Consider the following 20,984-nt stretch of genomic DNA (forward strand, 5'->3'; position numbering starts at 1 on the left):
GATAGACCCCACTTTAGAATTGTCAGCAAACGAAGAGGCTCACCTACTCAACCTTTCTGAAATCGATCTTGCCGAACTGGAGATTTTCCTTGAAGATACTGCTATCCTGTCCGGTTGATTAGTCAAACCTCAGCTTTTAGCATTAACGGCGCGTAAAAAAAATGGCTTCACTGCTTTCCGCCTTAGGGTATTGTACACCTACGATCACCTCTGAAACTGAGGAAGGTTAAAAAGTAGACACCAAACCTCACTCCCATTTCTTTTCTGGAAGATATTCTTAAGGAAAACTGACTCCAGTTCAAATTGTGCAGTTAATGTTGCCAATCGAGTGTACTGTTTTCCTGCTAATTTCTGACTTATAGGTGTCTACTGTGCAGATCCTGAAGAAGTTGTCCCAAAAACCTAGCAACATAAAGAATCTTTATTTGCCATTCGAAAACCAAGATAACCCTGACAACAAAAAAAAATTTTAAATCCCAGATTGTTCACAGAAAATCTCCCGAGACAAGTACTCCATTATTGACCATCGTCAACGTTGGTAATACTTTCATGGCAGTGTATCAGTTAGTATCAACCATTTTGCCTGACACTCATCACGAGGTGACCAGCTTAGATAATATGAGAAAATATCCTCCGCCAATAGGAAGATTCGTGAGACACGAACCAATTTTTCACTAAACTTTAGAGTAATCCCCCTAGTATTGTCAAACAAAGTGTCGAGAAGCATTTTGAGGAGCTTCATTGCGATTGGCTTTGACGGCTCATTAGCAAGGAATGTTCATACCGGAAATGTTTGATATCATTATAATTCGAAACGAAATAATTAATTGAAAAATTGGTACGTTATGATAGAGTAACCGAACGTTCTCAAATCACTATCCATGGAGTGCCACATGTCAGGTACTGTCATTATCGTCGGTCTCTCTGTCCTTTTTCATTCCATTGCTGCTATTCTAGCGTTTCGGTTGATCAAAATTACCGGTCATAAAATTGCCTGGATTTTTATCGTCATCGCCGTCATCATACAGGTCCTTCGAAGGTTAATATCTTTCTGGACTATTTTGAGGGCGGATGAGAATTTGTCGATTCTGCCTGACGAGATAATAGCCATACTTATTTCTTTTTTCACGCTTCTCGGTATGGCTTGCATTACTCCACTCTTTTTATCAATCCGTCGATCTGAAGAGGCGGCGAAACTTGCGATGAGCAGAACTGAGGAAGAACATAGAAAGTCTGAGGCAATCATAGCCGCAATCGGTGATGGTATTAGCATTCAAGATATTAATCTCACAATAAAATATCAAAACGATATACACATCTCCCTATTCGGAGACCATCTGGGTGAAAAATGCTACCAGGCATACAGGTGCGTTGGAGCCCCCTGTGAACCCTGCCCGATCTTACTCTCTTTTCAAACTGGCCAAATTAATAGCACCGAGATACAGAAGCCTGTTGCAGGAGGTACCTCATATTTTGAAATAACAGCATCTCCGCTGCGAGATGCGGCAGGAGATATTATCGCCGGAATTGAGGTAGTCCATAACGTAGATCACAGAAAAAGTCTGGAAAAAGAACTGGAAAAAAACATACATGATCTCCAAGAAGCCCTTGCTAACATTGAGACACTGAATGGTTTGATACCTATCTGTTCGTCCTGCAAAAGAATTCGTGATGATAAAGGATATTGGAATCAGGTGGAGTCATACGTCAGTCAGCACTCAAAAGCAAAGTTCAGTCACGCTATGTGTCCTGATTGTTCGAGAAGGTTCTACCCTGACCTTGGTCTGGACTTTGGGCCCATGTTAAAAAATGATTGAATTTCTCTGTGACCTTCCCTTAACAATATGGATCCAATAATAAACCTTCGATTAGTTAGGCGTGGTTTTGAGCAATGTTAAAATCAGAAGAGTCGAGTAGCCCGAGGGTATCTCGCGCTTCTTGCCTCCACCCGGGAATGCACGATAGTACTTTCCTTCCTGGCGTTTAATTTTGGTTCAGGTTGGACTACACTGTCATCATAAAAACCTAAAATGTTTCACTTGGAATTGAACATACTGTTCTGCAAGTAGCTATTCTGCCATCTGTTTATTGTGGAGAAGGTAAGTGTCGCAACTTTTTAGGATGCCATTTGCCTTGCTGCAGCCGCTTTTGGATGAGTGCTCTATACTTAAGGGGAACAAGTGGTTTCTTCCTTTTATGACGATTGCGATTACAGAAGATGCAAGCAGCAACAATATTGTTTTCTTGGTCTTTGCCACCATCACAACGAGCTAATAAGTGTTCTGCAGTACACTGGAATCTTGCTGCATATTTTTTGGTGATTTTGTGTTTGTTGGCAAATTCTTTTTGTTTGCCCTCCCACATTGGACTACCACAATAATAACAGCAGCCTGACTGTTTATTGAATGCAACGAGACGTTTTTGGGAAATCTGAATAGACATGTATGGACTCCGAAAAAGTTACGGAAGCCCACTTTTTGAGGTAATTCTTATGTGGCAAGTAGACTTCCTGATTCTTTATGAAGCCTACTTTTTGTGACTGGCATGAGACATAGGTAGGCTTCTCTTAATTGAAGCCCGCCATGGCTATATGCCACTAACGGGAACCAGTCCATTTCGGTACTGGCCACCGACATCCTGTATGGGTATGTCAGTTATGTAATGAACCAACATCCTATGAATGCTGGCCTCAAGATGCCCTCTGTTTGAGGCTCATCCTTCACTATCCGCTTAATACCAAGTTATTAAGTCATTGGCCTAACTATATTGCAGCTATAGCACATTTGTCAACTGCATATTGTTGTCATATAAACACCACCAGTTTGACGGATGGTAGGCGATACTTCTGATGTAACCCACTTTCGGAATGATTTTTCTTCTGGCTTACGAGACTACATTACCAGTGCATACATTCCATACATTAAAACTTTCGACATGAGCATGACTTCCAGGCAGATTGCAGAGCTTGCTGGTAAGCGTCACGCCCATGTAGTGCGAGATGCAAAAAAGAAGACAATTGCTCCATTTCTGACCATCGTCGGCGTTGGTAGTACTTTCTTGTCTTTCAGTTGGATAAAGGCGAAAAATGAATGCTCGCTCGTAAGCGATTTTCCAAATAATCTGCAAAATTTTCCTGGAAACAATTGGTTACGCCTGTACACCTCAGCTCGACACTAACACCCTACTCCTTCACGCATTCCCTATGAGCCCTATACCCTGCCCCCACCGCGTCCTGATATGATCCCAATCTGACGGTACAATTCTTACAGTTATAATCTCTACAAGAAGGACCATGAAAGACATGACTTCTTCTATTACCATGATAAGTAGTCGATGATCCTGCGCCAGCAACTGCAGCTGTAACAACAGAAACATTATCACCACTACCATTACTCTTCCCATTTCGGTGTTCTGCTCGCCATTCCCAGGGAGGTTGAGAATTTCTGTCCGTCCAAAGTCCAATACGAGCATCTCTTGCAGCTTTTTCGAGTTTCAACCAATCATTGCAGTAGTCAGCAGTACAATATTTTCTGTACACCCATCCGTTTCCACTTGCTACGATCTGCTCGTTTAAATTCTCTCCATTGATAAGAACCATGGCAACTGTACGCCCATACCTATCGGTGGTCTCGGGAAATATCCGTACTCTTTTTCCTGAAACCTTGGACACAGTGAATTGTGTCGCTTGGTTGCCATAGACTTGAGAACCTTCAGGCGTGTCTATTCCAGCTAACCGAATTTTAATTCTTTCATTGTTCTGGTTGAGAACTGTGATCATGTCGCCATCTGCAACGTCAATCGTCTGTCCGGTAAAGCTACTTGTGGAAGCATGGGCACTTGTTGAGATAATGAGAGATAGAAGAAGGTAGAGAAAGGAGAGTTTACGCATAATGTTATCCTGGTAGAAATCATTTTAATGTTTTGTGTTGAATCACTTCCTACCGGCATCCACAGCTTCCTTAAGTTCCTTTCCAACCTTAAAAAACGGGAGCTTCCTAGATTTGACTTCAATTTTCTCCCCTGTCTTCGGTTGTCGTCCTATATAAGAATCATAATGCCTCACAGAAAAGGACCCAAACCCACGGATTTCCACACTTTCACCAGCGACAAGCTTCTCGGTTATACTATCAAGAATGGTGCCTATAATATTCTGTGTTACTGTGATTGAAAAATTTAATTCTTCAGACAAAGCTTCTATCAGTTCAGATTTATTCACGATTTATACCCGCTGGATTTGTGATCTTGGTTACCAATTTATTGAAATGAATCTTAATCATTTTAGAATACGACAAATCGTGGGTATAACTCAAGCATTCTAGCCCAAAAACCTCCGCTCCAATACATCACAACAACAAAATGCCAATCATCAGGAGTACCCCGGACAACAGCTTCAACAATTTTCCGCCCATAACCTTGTTGGGTCTGGCGGTAACCAACCCGCGAATATCAGGCGTTCAACCTTCGTTACAAGACTCCGTCTCTGTTGATATAATTTCATAGAAAACTGGCAGCGCGACGTTGAGCCAGACAGCGCAATGTAATTCTTACTTGCTGTTACTTGCGTCGTGGCTTTTACGGATCGCTCAAATGACTCTCTAGTCTTTATCATGATATTGGAGCCACTCCACGATCCATTGAATAGATTCGGGGTCGAGATACGGCCTGCTGTGTCGAAGACCCTCTTTGGTGTCGGCAGTCATCTGGCGAGTTTGAATTGTACGTCCAGGTGGTACTGTTTCCGCTGAGATGTCGATTGGACCAAGCCAGATCGCTGTTTTTACAAACGTCCATAAACCTCGAATAGATGTATTGAATGGCACAACCACCAGCGAAAGGCACAGCAGAAGCATCACAAACACCAGACCAAGAATCACAAAGACTGGAGTAGCTAAAAAGGCTACGAGCCGCAACAGGCCAAGCTCTTTCGAACATACCGAGCCAATCGTTAAAAGGACTGCGATATACAGCAACAGAAATGTCCTTTTCTCCGGTGGGGCGTCAGGGTAACCATAGTTTATATAACACGCCACGGTTGACCACACACCGCCCCCAACCAAGAGGCGACCATAAAGACGGCTATACGCCCAGTTATCTATTTTTAAGGCTATTGACAGCGGCGCAATAGCAATCCAGGAAAGCAGTCGCCAACCGATCAATACAGGTATAGAATGGAAGTGAATCCAGGAAAGTCCCTCGGTGGCTTCATCAGCGGCAGCTCTGATGACAAACATACGAGTTGGCGGGGCAGGCGACGAGACATTCACTTGAGCTGCCCATTCTTTAGCATGCTGCAGCCATGCTCGTCCAACCCTGGAAATCGTCCACCAAGAACCAAGACCTCCAAGCAACATCAAGGCAAGAGCAATGACTCCCCAATAGCCCACTTTGTCTGCTCCAAGCACGTTTGTCATCATCATGCTGACCGCGATCCCGAGTAGCACACATGTCAGCCACTTGGCAAGCACAATAACCAACATGGAATGCTCGCCGAACTGCCGTAGTCTCGTCATAATAAATGGCGTAGCCAGACAAACCACCGCATCAATGTTCTGAGCATACTCACAATTCTCGAGCGCCTTCATCGTGACGTTTCCGCCATGACTATGTGCAATGATGACCTGCCGGCCACCTGGCGATTGCTCAATACCTTCCTGCAAAAATTTTCGCAGGTCTTCAGCGGCAGCCAGTCTTCCGGCAAAAGAGTTTTCACCTGACCATAGAAAGGGACGGAAAACTGTGTCCTTACCGAGAGCACGTTGTAGGGCGGTTCTCAGAGGTGAACTCTCTTGAATCCACGGAGCGTTTTGCGCCCAAGTTCCATGAACCAAAGTAATGACCGTTGAATTCTGCATAACTTTCTCAAAATTTTCTTACATGCTGATACAACTCACATTTGGTTTGATTCAAACTCAACGTATAAAACATAATCATTATCTGCGTTGGTAAGAAAGAATGGTACAATATGACACGATAGCAGCATCGCAGGTTCCCTGGTAAGTTCACCTCTTGATGGGACATGGAGAAAATCGAACACCCGATTACTGGGGGGGGGAATTATAATTGTCGCTGACCAAGTGGCAGAATCTGGACGAAATCGAAAGACATCAAGCCTCCGCAGAAATGACAGCAGGATCGTTTAACTTCTTGTGTGCTAAGGCTCAAATCCATATACCTCTACAACCTTTACTACAAAAGGGAATTACGGAAAAACTCGAATGTGATGGCGCTTGAAAAATGATTGATTATGGGTCATGATCCTGAGTAGTAATCAAGTATAGAACCTAACGTCTTTTTATAATGCTAAAAGCTCGATCTGTTCGATTATCAGCACCCTCCCCAGGTTCATATATACAGTAGGAATATAATGTTTAAGGAGATTAAGAATTCCTAGAGATTGGGAGTGGCAAGTTCGATACGAAAATCACCGGGCTATCCGATGCATTTTATGGTTTGGATGATCGATATTTTTCTTCTTATTTTCCGTGATCCGATTTTGCCTATTCCTTCCCTTAAAATGGCATCATAGGCCACAAATCTGTTTGAAACCTATACTGTCTGAAACATAGGCACATAGCCTGGATCGACTTCATTTGCATTTGCTAAAGCTGTCCCCGGAATCCCCCGCTCAGCAGCTACCGGTAGGATAGAATAGCCGGGTCTACGGTACTCATCTGCTCCAGCAGTGCTTCCTTGGCAAGAGAGACTTCTGCAAGAGGTTCAGGTTTGGTACCTACTTTCCAGATGGCGAATATGCATGTTTATTTCTCCTCAAGCTTTCTAAGCATATCTGAAGCAAGTGAGTCAGCCATCTCTTTAAACGCGTACAGTCGGTTTACTCGATCCTCAATCAGTTTTCGTGCCCTCTCTTCGGTCCCGCTCTCGTTCATAAGTTCACTTTCAGCAGTGATGAATCGAACAACGGGGAGGTCTATTCCATCTTCCAATGCTGCAGCTTCGGCCAGCTTTACCCATTCTTGAGTTTTATCAAGAGCATCCTGAGATGCTTGCTCCAAACAATATCGAATCAGCAGTTTGGCCGAGTAATCCAAACCTTCAGCAAGCTCAAGCCATTTTTTAGATTCCGTATTTATGTCGGCCTTGTCGCTAGCATTTCTTACAGATCGAAAATATCTGGGACTCTCATCATCAGGGTCAAGACTCTCAATAGCCCTGAATATCGGTTCAAACTCCTCAAATGGCCTTTTGCCATTTGGAAGTTCATAGCGGTGTTGCCAAAGAGCAAGGATTATTTCAGAACACTTTGCCAACTTTTCCGGGCGATCAGCCTCTGTTGCGGTTTCCGCACCTTCAATTAACTCTGCAATGTAGTGAGCCATCCAGCGGCATAAAGTGTCATCCCCTGGTTCAAGAGCCAACTCTTTGATCAGTGCCCTACCAATTTCCAATATGCCCTTTGGCGTCAGCGATGGAGCCATCTGACCGGAGCAGGATGATTTTATGGTGCTTTTTCTCTTTCTCGGCTGATTCATGTGCCCGCCCATATTCTTTTCGTAGTTCACGCTCAATCTGTACTTCACAAATTAAATCAGATCGATCAATTGCAAGGAAATCCCGTACTTTGTCTATCTTTGCCCACAACCGCCAGCCACTTGAACGGTTCCGTCTTGGATAGTAGTCATCATCAGGGGACGGCTCATCACACCATGCTTCATAATTGAAAGCGGCTTCACCTGTATAACTGGAAACCCAGGATAGATGGTCAGTGGCCTCTCGCGCCAATTTAAGTGTTTTTTTCAGCTTATGCCCTGGAACAACACGTATTTGACCTACTTCATACCTGAAGGGATCGTTATCATCAAAGCGGAGATCGCCTTCTAAATAAGAAAGCCAACCTTGAAGCCGAAAAGGTTTTGAATTGATCTGATAGTCACTTTTTTCATACGGCAAGCGAAGTCCCCAAACATCACTTTCAGTTTGAAGTGCACGAGCAAGAGCCGATGCTGTCTCAGGTGACACCAGAGCTGAATTTATCCGGATTTGCTCCACCCTCTTCTTATAATGTGTTGTGCAACTTCCACTGACAACAATCCAGCCTTCTCGGTTTGGCGCAGGCAAGCCCATTTCTGAAAGTAGCTCAACACGATTGATATTTTGCATCCACCCCTTGTCTGTTCTTGGATCATCCTTCCAAAACCGAAGTTCGAGCGGCGTGGGACCGCGATGGTCAGAAAGCCAAGCTGGGTTATCTGTCAACAATACATGGGAGAGCCAATAACTGAAGCTACCCCATTCGCCATCTTCATCACTTGAAACAGGATGAGTGGTTAACAATTCTCCTACAATGCAATACATTGCATTCCACTCCAGATGCGTTCCGTAGCGTTCAATTGTCGGGCGCGAGTGGTGACTATGGGACCACAAATGATATTTTCGTTGATCGTAACGTGCCTTTCTTGGCTCTCTATCCCAGTAATTAGCTTCGTCGGTAGCATTCCATTTGTCGATAATCCAGTTTTCGCCAATCGTAAGGACTTGTTCCTGAGATATCGTTGGGAAGATACGGAGAATATCCTCGTACCAGTAGGGAAGGGTATCCATCTCATCAAACCTGAATCTACGCTTACCCTCTCGAACGCGTCCGAATGACCGAAAAGAATCCCTTCCTCTTTTAGTTTTGCCCTTTATAGCTGCATTAATCTTATCAAGCTGATCTTTTTCGGAAGCAGTCAGCGCAATCACTCCAGATGCTGCCAATTGAAGCAGGGTTCTCTTTGCATATTCCCGAATCGCAACATGCGGCAATTCGGACGAAGTCGCAATATTAAGAATCTGCTCTTTATGTGAAACCAGTGCACTGGGTGTTTCGGAGCTAATACGACACAGAGAAATCATTAACCAAAGCTTGGCAGCCAAGAAGTAGAATGGGGCCGTGGGGTCACGGAAGGAAATATCAAGTTGCCGGCTTGATTGATCTATAGCGGCGGTAATGATATCCAAACAACCATGCTGTGCCAGCTGACGTAATACGTGGGCCGCTTTCCAACGGACTCTCGTATCAATATCGCTCATTAGAGCGAACAGGAAACGGGCAATCGCTTCAGTCGTATCACTCGGGATGTCGTCTGATGCGAGAATAGTGTGTTCCTCAGCAGGAATCCGGTTTCTCAATCGTTCAGAGTACCAAACCAAAAAATTGCCAGCTTCTTTTCCTTCAAGAGTGCGAGCAATTTCTTCTGCAATGGCGAACAATGCACGGCTACCTAGGCCTTCACCTGCTGTTGAAACCCCTGCAAGGATCGTATTGAGACGGCCCTTGTCATCTAATCCTGCATAATCAAACATCTGATAAAGAGCAGACTCTTCCTCCTTGAGATAACGAGCAGCACCACAAAAATTCTCAATCAAAATTGATGGCAACGTCTCACTACACCAATGATCAACGGCAGGAGTCCCTTTCCATGCACCAATAGTCTCTAGTAACATATCGATGCGGGTATGTTCCCAAAGAGCCTCGTCGGGGATATTGGCAAGAGCGTTCAGAAATGAAATTCTGTTCCGGAGATTTGAGGTTGCTTCTCTCATTTTTCGGAGGAGTTCTCTATCGTTATGCCTCAGGCCGGATGCTGCCGCAGCTTGAAGAACCTCCGCTATGGATTCAGGTGTGCTGAAAATTTTGCCTTGTGGGTCAAATTCGAATTCAGGTGGTGGTTGGTAATCGCTATTTCTATATGCTGAGTTATCATACTGAGTGACAGACTCGTCTGAGATGCCATTATTCGCTTTTTTCAAAAACTCAACAGTATTTCTCAAATGAGCTATCCATTTACCGACATGCATGCTCTCTTCAGGAATACGGCCTACAATTTCCCCCCCTAATTTCAGACGAGATTCTTGAGAAGTTAGCAGCAGGGCTTCCTTTGCAAGTCCTTCGATCACCTCTTTGTTATGCAAAGGATTTGTAATGGCCCGGCATACCAGTTCCTGCCAGAGATCCCCACTAGAACCTCCGATTAACAAGGCAAGGGAGCTTGCCACTTCAAGACTTATATTTTCACGCTTCAAAGCTGTCAGAAGGCATTGACTCAATGTTTCATGCAGATAAACGGTCCCGTTGTCATCCCAGCGGCAAATGGCCGCCAATGCAGCTTTGTTGTCCACACAAGTAAGCGCATGTACAGCTGAGTTCCATGGGAAATGGTCGTAACCAGATAGACGCTCGGCAGCTCCTGAAATGAATGTGAAAATATCACTGGCAATAGTTCTGCCATCTTGTTGCGCGGATAAATCGGCACGATCAGCCATGACAGACAAGAAGTCAATTTGATCAAAAGCTTCTCGGTCTATTTCCTTTGCGATCATAACAGCATCGTTAAATAGTGCCGCTGCATCGTCTCTGCTGATCGGCAGTACAAGACGGCAGAATCGAATTAGCGCTTCCAGCTTAGAGGACGAAGCTTCTCGTAGTTTCTTGATATCATCTGCCGCGTTTGCAATTTGTTCAACGATGATTTCTGATTCAGCATTTCGTAATCTCATCCGTGACCAGAGTTTTAAACGGTTACTCGCGAACGAATCACTGTAACGGCCTTTAGACAGCAGATTAGCCCTGTTAGCAAGATCAACTGCCTTGATGCCCTCAACAATCAACAACCCCATGACGCTTTGTGCGGCAACAGTACGAAGTTTTGAACTTTCGTGGTCGTGATCAAATTCATATAAATTCGAAGCAATATTGAGACTATCCAGTTGTTTTTCTTCTATCTGATGACCTTTTTTGGCGCATGAAAGGATTTCCAGGCGGGTGTAATAGATGGGGTACAGTGCTTTGAGTTTCTTGTGAATTTTTTCAATGTCTCGATTATCAGTCTGCTGTTTTCTCTTTCCTGTTTTTGCTCCTTTTCCTTTCTCCTGCTGTATTGGTTTCGGCTCAGGATTAAGAGACGTTGTATAAGCAATGAAATCTTCCGCCTTTGTAGTTGTTCCGTTGATCATCTCTCTAAGAAGCCAGCAGCGGAACAGGGCATCAATCCGACACACGTCGAACAAGTACAAATGTCTCTTCTTTTCCCCTTCGAGTGCGGACAAAATCAGGTTTACTGTGGATAGTACAATTTGTGTATCCACGCCTATTTTAAAAGCAAGTTCGCATGCAGTGATAAGAATATCGAGAAGAGTTTGTTGCCAACCTTCGTCGCTGTGCGAAGCGCTTATGGTGTTGATATCAGGAATAAAGCGCTTCTTGAGGTATTTTAGTGACCTTTCGATTGCTGCACTGTCGATAGACTCACCGGCCATGGCGAGCGGAACCCATAAGAGTAGATCCCAAGGACTGCGCGGCAAGCGGTCCTTGAGTAGAATTTTAAGATACTCGGATTTACCAGCTGCGATAAGTTGAGGTACAAGAATGATAGCGACGCGAATCGCAACATCACGGGGAGTCCACCGAAGTAATTCGTGAATGCCAGCTTTTGGCCCGCCAAGCTCCAAAATAGTTTCAACGCGAGCGGCAATATCACTATCCGTGACCTTCCAGTCATTCATCTCTTTGTTCTGGACAGTGCGCCGACGCTTCAACCATGCCTCATGAAAGTAAAGCTGCTCTCGTGCGGTTACTCGGTCTCCTGAACGAATCGCGCGAACTGCATCCTGAGCGAGAAATGACCCTTGCGATTCAATGCGTTCAGGGTCCAGAAGGATTGTCCGACGTAACGATGAACCGGCAAACTCCACTGACAGGTCCAGTTCGTTTTCGAGAACTTCGTTTAGAGTGCTGTCGTCATGTTCAGCTTCGGCGCTGAACAACACCGTTTTGAGGGCATCCGTTGTTGTCCCTGCCTCGTGGCATGCAGCCAGAGAAAGCTTAAGCCTTCTAACTTGAACTTGACGACGCACAATAGGGTCAGAAATTGCCGCCACTTGAGAGTCGCTCTCAATGACAAACAAAATATCCTTGGCGCGACCGGCTGTGATGAGGGCATCCGTGACATGAAGTGAGCTGTAGTGGTCAAGCTGGAATGTTTTGTAAAAGTCTGCTGCTATGTTGGTGGTGACTGCATTCCGATTAGCAGAACCTTTGTTCTTGATGAAAGCTTCAAAATCCTCGTCAGCTATAGTAATTTCATTCTCTTTAAGACGTAAGCCAGGCCACAAGTCGGTTGCAAAATCACGAACAATATCTTCCGACGTATCAGTAATACGTGCCAGTGCGGAGACATTGATTGGAGCGGGTAGAAATGCCAGCGTATCAATGAGATTATCGAATTTCTGAGGATATCCGAGTTTCTGAAGCGCAGTCTTGAATTGTTCTTTGAGAACATCCGCTAAGGACTTCCCTCCAGGGAGTAGTCCTGCAAGGAGCCGTGAGACTTCGCCTTCAGCCGCTGCGATTGCATATGCCTGTACGCGAGGATTACCGGCTGATAGTTCATGAAACTGTTCAACTAGATTGGCTGGCAGATCAGAGAATGTGGCCTCTAAATGCTGCGTTGTTTCTTGAAGAGAAAAGGGGGGGCAAAGAGCCTCTGGCGTTTCTGCTGGCAGCTTGATTGACTTGCGTCTGGCGGGGTCTGTACGGCATGAAGCAATAAACTTAATATTGCTTGGGAGCCTCTCAAGGCCAGCACCGAAGAGCTCATGCACAAAAGAAGTCTCTGAAGGCATCATATTTTGAGCAGCTGCAACCGAATTGTCGGCGGCATCAATTAAGATCAGCAATAATCCTTGAGGAGAAAGTCTGTGTAATGCTTCTCCTGCAGCGTGTAGGCGTTGCAGGAATAATTTGATAGTTGCAGGATTCTTCTGGTTTCGAGGGATGAATAACGGCAATTGTAGCGATATGGCAAGATCATTTGTCAACTGGAGGAATGCATTTTCAGGCAAGTGCCGTTTATCGTCGGTCTGCAGGTAGCGCCCAGCTCCAAAACAGTCGAAATATGCTGTTACCGATCCTTGCGGCAAACGGTCGGTTATTTGATGCATTAACGTAGTCTTTCCACAACCACCAGCACCGTGGATTAAAACTAGTCGTTCACCCTTAGTCAGCAAATTGACTACATCTGTAACAGCTTCGCGTTCAATTACTTTTTGAGGGGACTGAATGTCAGGAGGACAAGGGAACAGTCCATCACGCCCGCAGAGACCGAACCAAACTACTAATAGATCTTTTTCAGTGACGACCTCTCCTGCCCGTTCTGGAAGCATCAATTCACGGGTTCTTATCTGGAGTTCGCGGACTTCGGATGAAACATCATTACCGAGCAGACTCGCGACAGAATCCACTACCTTCTCTTTTACAGAGAACCGGGATTGAGTACCGCACTCACTAAAATCCAAGGCTGAAAGAAAGTCTTGAAACTCATTTTCTGAAATGCCGGATGCTTTAATCAGCTCTTGAAGGCCGCTCTTTGTTGATGGGTCAAGCTGTGCTTTTTTGAGTGAGCCCTTCCATCTTGTGCCTATTAACGTTTTGAGTTCATCAGAAATATTTTGATTACTTACAAACCGGATGGATAATTGCGCACCCTGCTTCATTCGCAGCCTGGCATCTATGAAATCATCTGCCAATCTGCGAATACCAGAGTTATTTGTCTTCTTTGCAGTATTTTCAGATAGCCTCGCAACAGACCATTTCTTCTCAGGATTTGCAGCAGAATATTTGAGTTGGACAAACTCAACACGATCAGCGGTTTCAAGTGATGTCCCGCCATAATAAAGGGCACAATCAACACCGTCCCAGGTAGGATTATCAGCAGTCTGAGATGAAGTTTCGGTTCGAACTCCTTCAACTCCAACAGCGAGCAAGTCAGTATCGGGTTTCAGAAGCTCAAGGACATGAAGCAGTGCCCATAATTCATGAAACTGGTCGCCGGCATTTGAACCGCGAGCGCCGCCATAATCAACTAATGATGTGGCTATACTCACAAATGATTCTCTCCTTATATGAGTCTTTTGGGGGGCAGCAGTCTTTTGGGGTCAGAGTAGGGAACCTGGGACAGACCACGGTTTAAATTTTGAGCAAGGAATAGGAAGACAAATCCCGGACTATCTTAGGCTATATCTAACTTTCAAAGGAGAAGATGTCTACTGCCAATGCCATGCTGAAGATCATTTTCTGAGATTGATATTCTTCCTGATAGTCCTGTAATTACAATATCGTCATTTCAGGCTAGTATTCTGCTGAAAAGTTGCTCCATTGCCATCTGTATAGACGCCCTCCGCATTTCTCTATCTCCAGTTACACAGTCAATTACCTCGGCACACCGGATAAACACCTATATCTTCTGGCAGCACCAACCGAGTGCCTACAATGCCACCTCCATGAAGTATTCAGGTCACCCATACAGACCAAAATGCTGGTCGATTTAACACGACAAACTACGTGTAGAAATTATGTTCATCTAGCTTCCGTAAAAGAACTATCTATCAAAAAATCTACTACGGAGTCCTCTTCATTTATAGCAATGCTTCCCCCTACCCCTCATTTTTTACCTGAAAAACCTTATATCCTTGAACGCCCAAATTGATTGACACTGGAGACTGACGACAGGTGACGAATCCTTACTGTAAGCATCCGCCAATTACCGAACCCATCCTCTCAAAACACTGATTGTGCATTTGCTGAACACCAGGAACACTCCGATTGATCTTTAGTCGCCATGTAGCTGTTTGATTGTGTTGACCGCTTACCACGTTACACGAGACAACAAACTCATCATCGTTGCATAATCTCCAAAGCCTTTCGCCAGAGCATAGCAAGCTGCCTGCAATGGTGACCTCTGTACCAGCAAACTTGAATCATTCTCTTCAGTATACCAAACCTGGTCGGCTCTTTTAATAAGCCGACCAGGGTTGAGGATGAGTGTTCAATGCCAATTATATTTCCCGATTCACTACATCAATAGGTGATGACACCAAGAGGTGGGGAAAGAGGCCCTATCATCATCGGAATTCTTATAGGATTCTAATACCACCAATTTCTCAACTCTCAATGCGGCCTTGATAGAATACAGGCTGTGACACTCAGCAGCAAAATCATCGCTGTTCTGTTCCACACTTTCTCAGTGGAAAATGGCACTCATGGAGGTTTGTGTAATAAGGAATCAATTGAAGTATGAGGTGGTAATGAATAAATAGACAGACCCACGATGCAAATCCAAGTTCAACGATGCGAGAATCAACCCCCCACCTTATCCTGCCAGACAAGCAGCAGGATAAGGTGGGCTGTGTGTAACTTTAACGATATCGAGGATTGGGGCGTAATACATCACAATACGGTTTTTCGGCGAAGCATTTCACCTTCATAAACAGAGCAGGCCGACCATCTGTAATAACTATACCGAGGTTCTCTGGTAGCTGCATAAGCTCATCTGGAGTCATGAGTGGTCGTGAAAAAGTATTGGATGTTCGACTACCTCCACCAAAACTGGCATTATGTTTGGCAAACCTATCCTGCAGCATATACGCAAATTCGCCTATATCCTGAGGACACTCTCCACCATCTTTCAGTTCTATTGTAGTATTTCCCAGCATTTCAGAGAAATACTTTGCGGTACCAATACTCATAGCTTTTAAAAGTATGATAACACCACAATTGTCAATAAAGTTTTCCCAGTCCTGTGGGTAATCTCTCTGCAACTGACTAAGAGACTGATAATAGCTTGTAACTCGAAGACCTTCACCTCTCATATAGCCGATGGCCCGCGATAATGCAGGCAAAAAGCCTATTGTACCAGCCTCATCTATGTGTAAACCTACGGGCTTATCAGGATTCCCACCAACACGCGAGATCGTGTTGATTGTCTCAGCAACCATCAAACGTAAAAACTTACTGTGTATTTCAAGTTTTTCCAGAGGTAGAATAACAAAAACAGCGATATTTTTGTTCGGATCAACCAATTCTGCAAAACTGAAATCACTCTGAGAAAGGCTATCACAAATAGGCATGCTATCTAAAAATTGCAATTGCGCATCAGCCGTGGTGTAAACACTCTGCAGTTCCTTGCTGACAGATTTCATTCCAGCAAGACGAGCCAACTTTCTGCGTGCTAAACTATTTTCTCCAAAAACTTTGTCCTCATCCTTAACCACCTCATCAGCTAATTTTATAATAAATGCAGGACCACCACAGAACAGTTCCCTGACTCTACCCAAAGTTGCAGTTTCCTCTGGTTTCTCGACTAGGTATGCAATCAGTCCTGCAACTAATGACTTTGCACTGATAGGCCAATGGGGATCAGAACCTATGATTAAAATCAAAGCTGCTACAATTTCCTCGACGTCATCAGCGAACTCAGGATTTTCTGAGTCAAGTTTCTCAAGAGGATTGAAAGATGAAGATATTTCAAGATCAGCTCCCTCTTGCCGATACTTTCTGTTCCATGCATCAAAAGGATCGAGCTTGACTATTTCAAAACCCATCGCCTGAAGATATGATGCTACTAAGTGATAAAGCTCTCCCTTGGGATCAATCACCACAAACGACATCAGCCTTGAAATCATATTCAGCACCCCGATGGCAGTACTTTTATATGAACCTGAACCACCGATCACCAAAGGATGCCCTGTAACTTCGACAATCATTTCCTTCTGAGAACCGTCAACCTTGCCTGGTAAACTTTTTCCTACAACCATGTGTTTACCAAAATCCACGTTCTCATCAAATGTCCCGAAATCAGAAGGCTCAGTAAATCTTGCCGTTCCCCTCTGACCTTTATTGTTATCAATGATCATAAATTTACTCCCAAAACAGAGAGGTCAAAGCAGATGACCTCTCTTATTATGATAAAGGTATATAAGCCTTCATCTTTCATTTTCAAAGTTATCGTTTTCACGATCCTGATCGTTTTCCTGCAATATCTCACGCAAGGTTTCCATCACATTTATTGGGCCTTTTTGAACATTTCGCTCTTTACCCTTCTGCTTAGATTTTCTGTACGAACGCCCCTGATAGCGTGTTGGTTCTTTATCGATATTGCGTTCAGCAAAACTTCTGTGGTCAAGTCTAGGTTCAAAACCGTTCCGCACCAAATATAGGTTACCTAAATTGCAATAGGATTTCCTCCATTGCCTAGCCAACTTTTGGTCGTTCCAGCTACGATCCTTGTTGCCGAAACCATCGGGTGTTATTTCTCTCATCGATAATGTAGCATGACCGTGGACGTTTCTAGGGTCACCATCTTTCGGCGCTCTATGTATTGCAATATCTGCAACCATTCCTTTTTCCACAAAGTTTTGTTGTACAAAGGTTTTAAACAATTCAATGTTTTGCTGGTCACTCAATTCATGCAGCAGAGGTATATTAATCTCACGAGCGAGTTGACTATCACACCGACCCTCACGTTTATCCACAGCAGACCAAAAATACCCTCTATCCTTTGCCAGTTCCTTTAACCAGTCTGGCGAATCTGGTGGGATAAGGATTTCCTCATAAATAAGCCTGCCTTTGCTTCGATGGTAATGAGTTATACCAGTATTGTGATTCTTTTCATTGGACCTGCTGTTATACGCAGACTTGCAAACGACATCACGATCAGCACTTCTTCCTATTATCTGAATTCGTGAATGTATGTATATCACCTCCTTTAAGTATATCAGGATAAACACTGCTATTGCGGTACAAGGTTTGCCTGCACTCAATTTGCAATAAAACCAAGTACAGCAACAGCGCCCCCACTACTAGCAAGTATGAACAAATCCTCCTTTCAGAATAGAAGACACCACCGTATAAGGATTCACATTTACATGTTCACAGATACATCGGTTTTTTCTTCTTTTTATCTGAGGTTATTCTGGGTTTATTCTTTTACTAGCAATTACTGGCCGTTGCGGAAAGAACTCCGACTCCCCCCACAAAATTCGATAACTCTCACCAGGTGGTCTACCACCAGTTGGGTTTGATGCATGTGCACTGTCAACCTTCTCCAATGCACCATGGTGGATAACAAGAAACAGAAAAACGCGTTTTATTTGTGCGGCTTTTAAATGATTACGTAAAGGATAGGTCAACTCACCTGGTCGAATTTCGTCAACACCAAGATCCAGAATACCTTTAACAACAATTTCTACCTGCTTTGGATCTGGATGTACACCACGCCACTTCACCAACTTCATGTCTTTGGCTTTATCATGGCTTACAGTCTTGACTGACCCTGGTTTAAAGCCGGGTGGAATGTAGAAGGACAACTTCCCCAGCATAAGCCTTATATTACTCTTGAGAACTTGCTCTACCGGCGAGTTCTCAGGTAATATCATAGAACGTCTTTGTGAAAACAAATTGACAGGCAAATGCATGTCTGAACGACGATCCGAACAATTAGCAAATTTACCAGGATCATACTTAGCACGTCGCTCCGAAAGACAAGGAAACTTGCCAGGATCATACTTGGCACGTTGCACGCCTTCACGGGTACCCTCTGCCCAATAAGTAGGTAAATAAATATCAAATTGCTCAAGCTCAATGTCCATCTCAATTTCGATGTCATCATTCATCACAACCTCCTTAATCATCCGAACTTTTGTTCTGCTTGAACGTAGAACAAAAGTTCGGATGCCTCTACCTACTTGAGGTCTTTGAAATTGCCATCTCTCTTTTCGACAACTACCTGAAACTTTGGTGAAGTAATTTCGACAACGCCATCAGGAAATATTTTGAACGATCTATCTTGACCAGCGATGCTAATTCGAAGTGGATCCCTAACCTCTGGCGACATACTCTCGAATCTGTCAAACAAACGATCAACTACATTACCGACATTAATCGGCATAATAACTTCTTCGTTTGTTCTCACGAGTTCTGACTGAAGCTCCTTTTCCATTTTCCTTATTTCTTTTTTTGGTTTGTCCATTTTTTGTTCACTCCATTTAGGTTTTTCTCTAAAGCAGTAAAAGCCTTGCGAAGGCTATCAATTGCTTTTATTGTTCCCGAGATCTTCAAGTAACCTCGTGATATCCTCAACTCTCCACAAGCTAACTCTCGCTGAAAGCCTTATTGGCGCTGGATAAATGTGTTTTTTGATACCGGCATAAAATGCGGACCGTGATATCGGTAAAAGTGGCTCAATTGGTGGATTAGCCTTTCGATCCCCAATAATCTGCGGGAGACGATAAAAGCCCTTACTCACACTTTGTTCACTTCGGGCGTCCACCCTCTTCATTTCATCTCTTGCTCGATTTTCCCATGACGGTTTTTTCATAATCAAACTCCAATTTAAGTTTTTGATGCTGTTTATTCGGCATCATGTTGCGAATACTTTTAAAACCTTCTTTGGCCAATGTCAACAATTTAAACAACATTAAATGCTGCAATAACAAGTACTTATAAGTTTCATGTGATACTTAAATACATACTGTATGTACACAAATATACCCTATAATGATAATTTAGTACTTAATACTGAATTTATTTGATTAAATTTATCTATATCTAGATTAATGGTTCTTATATTTGCTTTATAAAACGAAATAGTATATTGATGTATGTAAATTGACACATGTTTTCTTGGTGATATTCTTAAATATTTTTCAGAAAAAAAGAGAGGGTGGGATGGTAAAAAAAAAATTTCATGCAGAAAATTGCGACCAGATCGCATCTGACCAGAGTCATGATTCTAACGAGCAAGACAAAGCACTTGCCCTCGGCAGCGCGAAGAAATTAAACAGGGAACTATATCTTGACTTGGTGAACCAAGTGCTTTTGATGAGCCTATTTGCGCGAGAATTATATTTCAGTGATAAAAAAGTAAGGAAGGTATTTGAGAAGATTCATAAAGCCCACGAGGTCTTATCAGATAGGACGAAGCTTAAAGAGATGTTTAACCTTCCAGAGGATGGTGCTTCCAGTTGGCTGAGGCGATATTTAACCGACGAGCAATCAGATCTGTTTATGGAGTTCACTAAAGAGGACGAGGAAACATTTGGTAACACGCTTGAAGATATATATCGACTGAACCAGCATCCTCAACGTGCTCGGTACGAACTACTCAACGAGAAACCTTTTAATGAAACCCCATTTTTAATTCTGATAGATATTCTGCTGTATTTTGATCGTGAAATTGGAATCAGTAATGACCGCGGTAAAATAACAAGTCAATATCAAGATTTTTTAAGAACTTTGACTGGTAATATCGTGCCTGCAGGCCAATTGCGGGGCTACAGCCACTTAAACCTGTTTATCTGCCTGTACTATCCAGATATTTTGTTCTCCAAATTAATTTCAGAGGCTAATTTGGTTAAAGATAGGGGGGGGCAGCTTGATGAACTACAACCTTTGGAGCTAAAGGAGCAGGCCAAACTGCTTTGGAAGACAGTAGAGAGTTTACCACTTTCTTCTTTGAGAAGCAGATCTGTTGATAAGCCTACAATTACACATGATGATGAATACAGTCCTAGCGTTAAATTTGAGGTAGACCTTTCATGCAATCGTTATATTAGAGCTATGAAACTGTCAAAAAAGAATGGTAAGAACCCAGAACTGTACAGTTTTTTAGAATATACAATTGCTCTTTTTCAAGAGAAGCTTATGGGAGAATATAAAATGCAAAGAGAGCTACCTCCATCCGAAGAAAAGTTGCTGGCTGATGATTATCAATCATATAAAAACAACCCTCGTCGTAAAAGTGAAGAAAAAATAGTGCATTATGCTAAAACTGTAAGCACAGTATTTCAAGCAATCCTTACCTGGGATTATCTTCATGGTCCCAGAAAAGATGCCACCAAGCTTTCTGTAATGGATGCTATGAAACTGTCAGCAACAGCGCTTAATATTAAAGAAAAACTTAAGTATCCAGGCGTTAAAAGGATTTATAACGAGAAGATTCTCGCTAAAATTAAGAATAAAGACTACTCCCAGTTGCAAAAGGAATTGTATCAAACTTATTCAATTGTTGAGTCAAGGCTAACTGGTGAGTATTTTCCCTTCCCTTTATTTTTCAAATAAAGGGAAGACATCAAAGATTCTTTCAGCTCATCATCAGCTACCATCTGAAGTACAGCAGGGAGTGTTCAGACGTTTCCCACCGGATAACCGA

Annotated in this window: 13 protein-coding genes and 1 pseudogene; 2 read left to right on the top strand and 12 right to left on the bottom strand. The window is 43.4% G+C overall.

Features of this window, described 5'->3' with window-relative positions:
* Window positions 1-893 precede the first annotated feature (893 nt).
* Entirely contained in the window at window positions 894-1,817 is a 924-nt protein-coding gene (locus FCL47_RS18695) for a PAS domain-containing protein (RefSeq protein WP_136815164.1), read from the top strand.
* Window positions 1,818-2,085: 268 nt separating this feature from the next.
* Here the strand turns inward: FCL47_RS18695 and FCL47_RS18700 are convergent, their stop codons facing one another.
* The 12 genes and pseudogenes from FCL47_RS18700 to FCL47_RS24610 form a co-directional block, all read right to left on the bottom strand.
* Window positions 2,086-2,442, bottom strand: coding sequence for an HNH endonuclease (locus FCL47_RS18700; RefSeq protein ID WP_136815165.1), 357 nt, complete (start codon window positions 2,440-2,442; stop codon window positions 2,086-2,088).
* A 371-nt stretch (window positions 2,443-2,813) separates the two neighbouring features.
* A pseudogene (locus tag FCL47_RS25730) lies at window positions 2,814-2,942 on the bottom strand (Bro-N domain-containing protein); the annotation flags it as partial.
* A 239-nt stretch (window positions 2,943-3,181) separates the two neighbouring features.
* Complete coding sequence (locus FCL47_RS18710; RefSeq protein ID WP_136815166.1) at window positions 3,182-3,889, bottom strand: thermonuclease family protein; 708 nt, start codon at window positions 3,887-3,889, stop codon at window positions 3,182-3,184.
* A 42-nt stretch (window positions 3,890-3,931) separates the two neighbouring features.
* A complete protein-coding gene (locus tag FCL47_RS18715) occupies window positions 3,932-4,216 on the bottom strand; it encodes an HU family DNA-binding protein (protein WP_136815167.1) in 285 nt (94 codons plus the stop codon).
* 379 nt (window positions 4,217-4,595) lie between these two features.
* The gene (locus FCL47_RS18720; protein ID WP_136815168.1) at window positions 4,596-5,852 is read right to left on the bottom strand and encodes a triacylglycerol lipase; all 1,257 of its coding nucleotides are present in this window, start codon (window positions 5,850-5,852) and stop codon (window positions 4,596-4,598) included.
* A gap of 906 nt (window positions 5,853-6,758) precedes the next feature.
* The gene (gene avs3b / locus FCL47_RS18725; protein WP_167496561.1) at window positions 6,759-7,406 is read right to left on the bottom strand and encodes an AVAST type 3 anti-phage proein Avs3b; all 648 of its coding nucleotides are present in this window, start codon (window positions 7,404-7,406) and stop codon (window positions 6,759-6,761) included.
* Window positions 7,393-13,881 (bottom strand): ATP-binding protein, encoded by a 6,489-nt coding sequence (locus FCL47_RS18730; RefSeq protein ID WP_136815170.1) that lies wholly within the window; start codon window positions 13,879-13,881, stop codon window positions 7,393-7,395. The genes avs3b and FCL47_RS18730 overlap by 14 nt, the downstream gene beginning before the upstream one ends.
* Before the next feature lie 1,311 nt (window positions 13,882-15,192).
* Complete coding sequence (locus FCL47_RS18735; RefSeq protein WP_136815171.1) at window positions 15,193-16,689, bottom strand: type IV secretory system conjugative DNA transfer family protein; 1,497 nt, start codon at window positions 16,687-16,689, stop codon at window positions 15,193-15,195.
* 69 nt (window positions 16,690-16,758) lie between these two features.
* Window positions 16,759-17,562: a MobA/MobL family protein gene (locus FCL47_RS18740; protein WP_370459581.1), complete on the bottom strand. Its 804-nt coding sequence runs from the start codon at window positions 17,560-17,562 to the stop codon at window positions 16,759-16,761.
* A 180-nt stretch (window positions 17,563-17,742) separates the two neighbouring features.
* Window positions 17,743-18,447 (bottom strand): hypothetical protein, encoded by a 705-nt coding sequence (locus FCL47_RS18745; protein WP_136815173.1) that lies wholly within the window; start codon window positions 18,445-18,447, stop codon window positions 17,743-17,745.
* A gap of 68 nt (window positions 18,448-18,515) precedes the next feature.
* The gene (locus tag FCL47_RS18750; RefSeq protein WP_136815174.1) at window positions 18,516-18,803 is read right to left on the bottom strand and encodes a hypothetical protein; all 288 of its coding nucleotides are present in this window, start codon (window positions 18,801-18,803) and stop codon (window positions 18,516-18,518) included.
* A 57-nt stretch (window positions 18,804-18,860) separates the two neighbouring features.
* Window positions 18,861-19,151: an AlpA family transcriptional regulator gene (locus FCL47_RS24610; protein ID WP_205747370.1), complete on the bottom strand. Its 291-nt coding sequence runs from the start codon at window positions 19,149-19,151 to the stop codon at window positions 18,861-18,863.
* Window positions 19,152-19,501: 350 nt separating this feature from the next.
* Between FCL47_RS24610 and FCL47_RS18760 the strand changes: the two genes are divergently transcribed.
* Window positions 19,502-20,893: a hypothetical protein gene (locus FCL47_RS18760; protein ID WP_136815175.1), complete on the top strand. Its 1,392-nt coding sequence runs from the start codon at window positions 19,502-19,504 to the stop codon at window positions 20,891-20,893.
* The last annotated feature ends 91 nt before the right edge of the window (window positions 20,894-20,984 follow it).

It is taken from the genome of Desulfopila sp. IMCC35006 (genome assembly GCF_005116645.1).
In the GTDB taxonomy this organism is placed as follows: domain Bacteria; phylum Desulfobacterota; class Desulfobulbia; order Desulfobulbales; family Desulfocapsaceae; genus Desulforhopalus_A.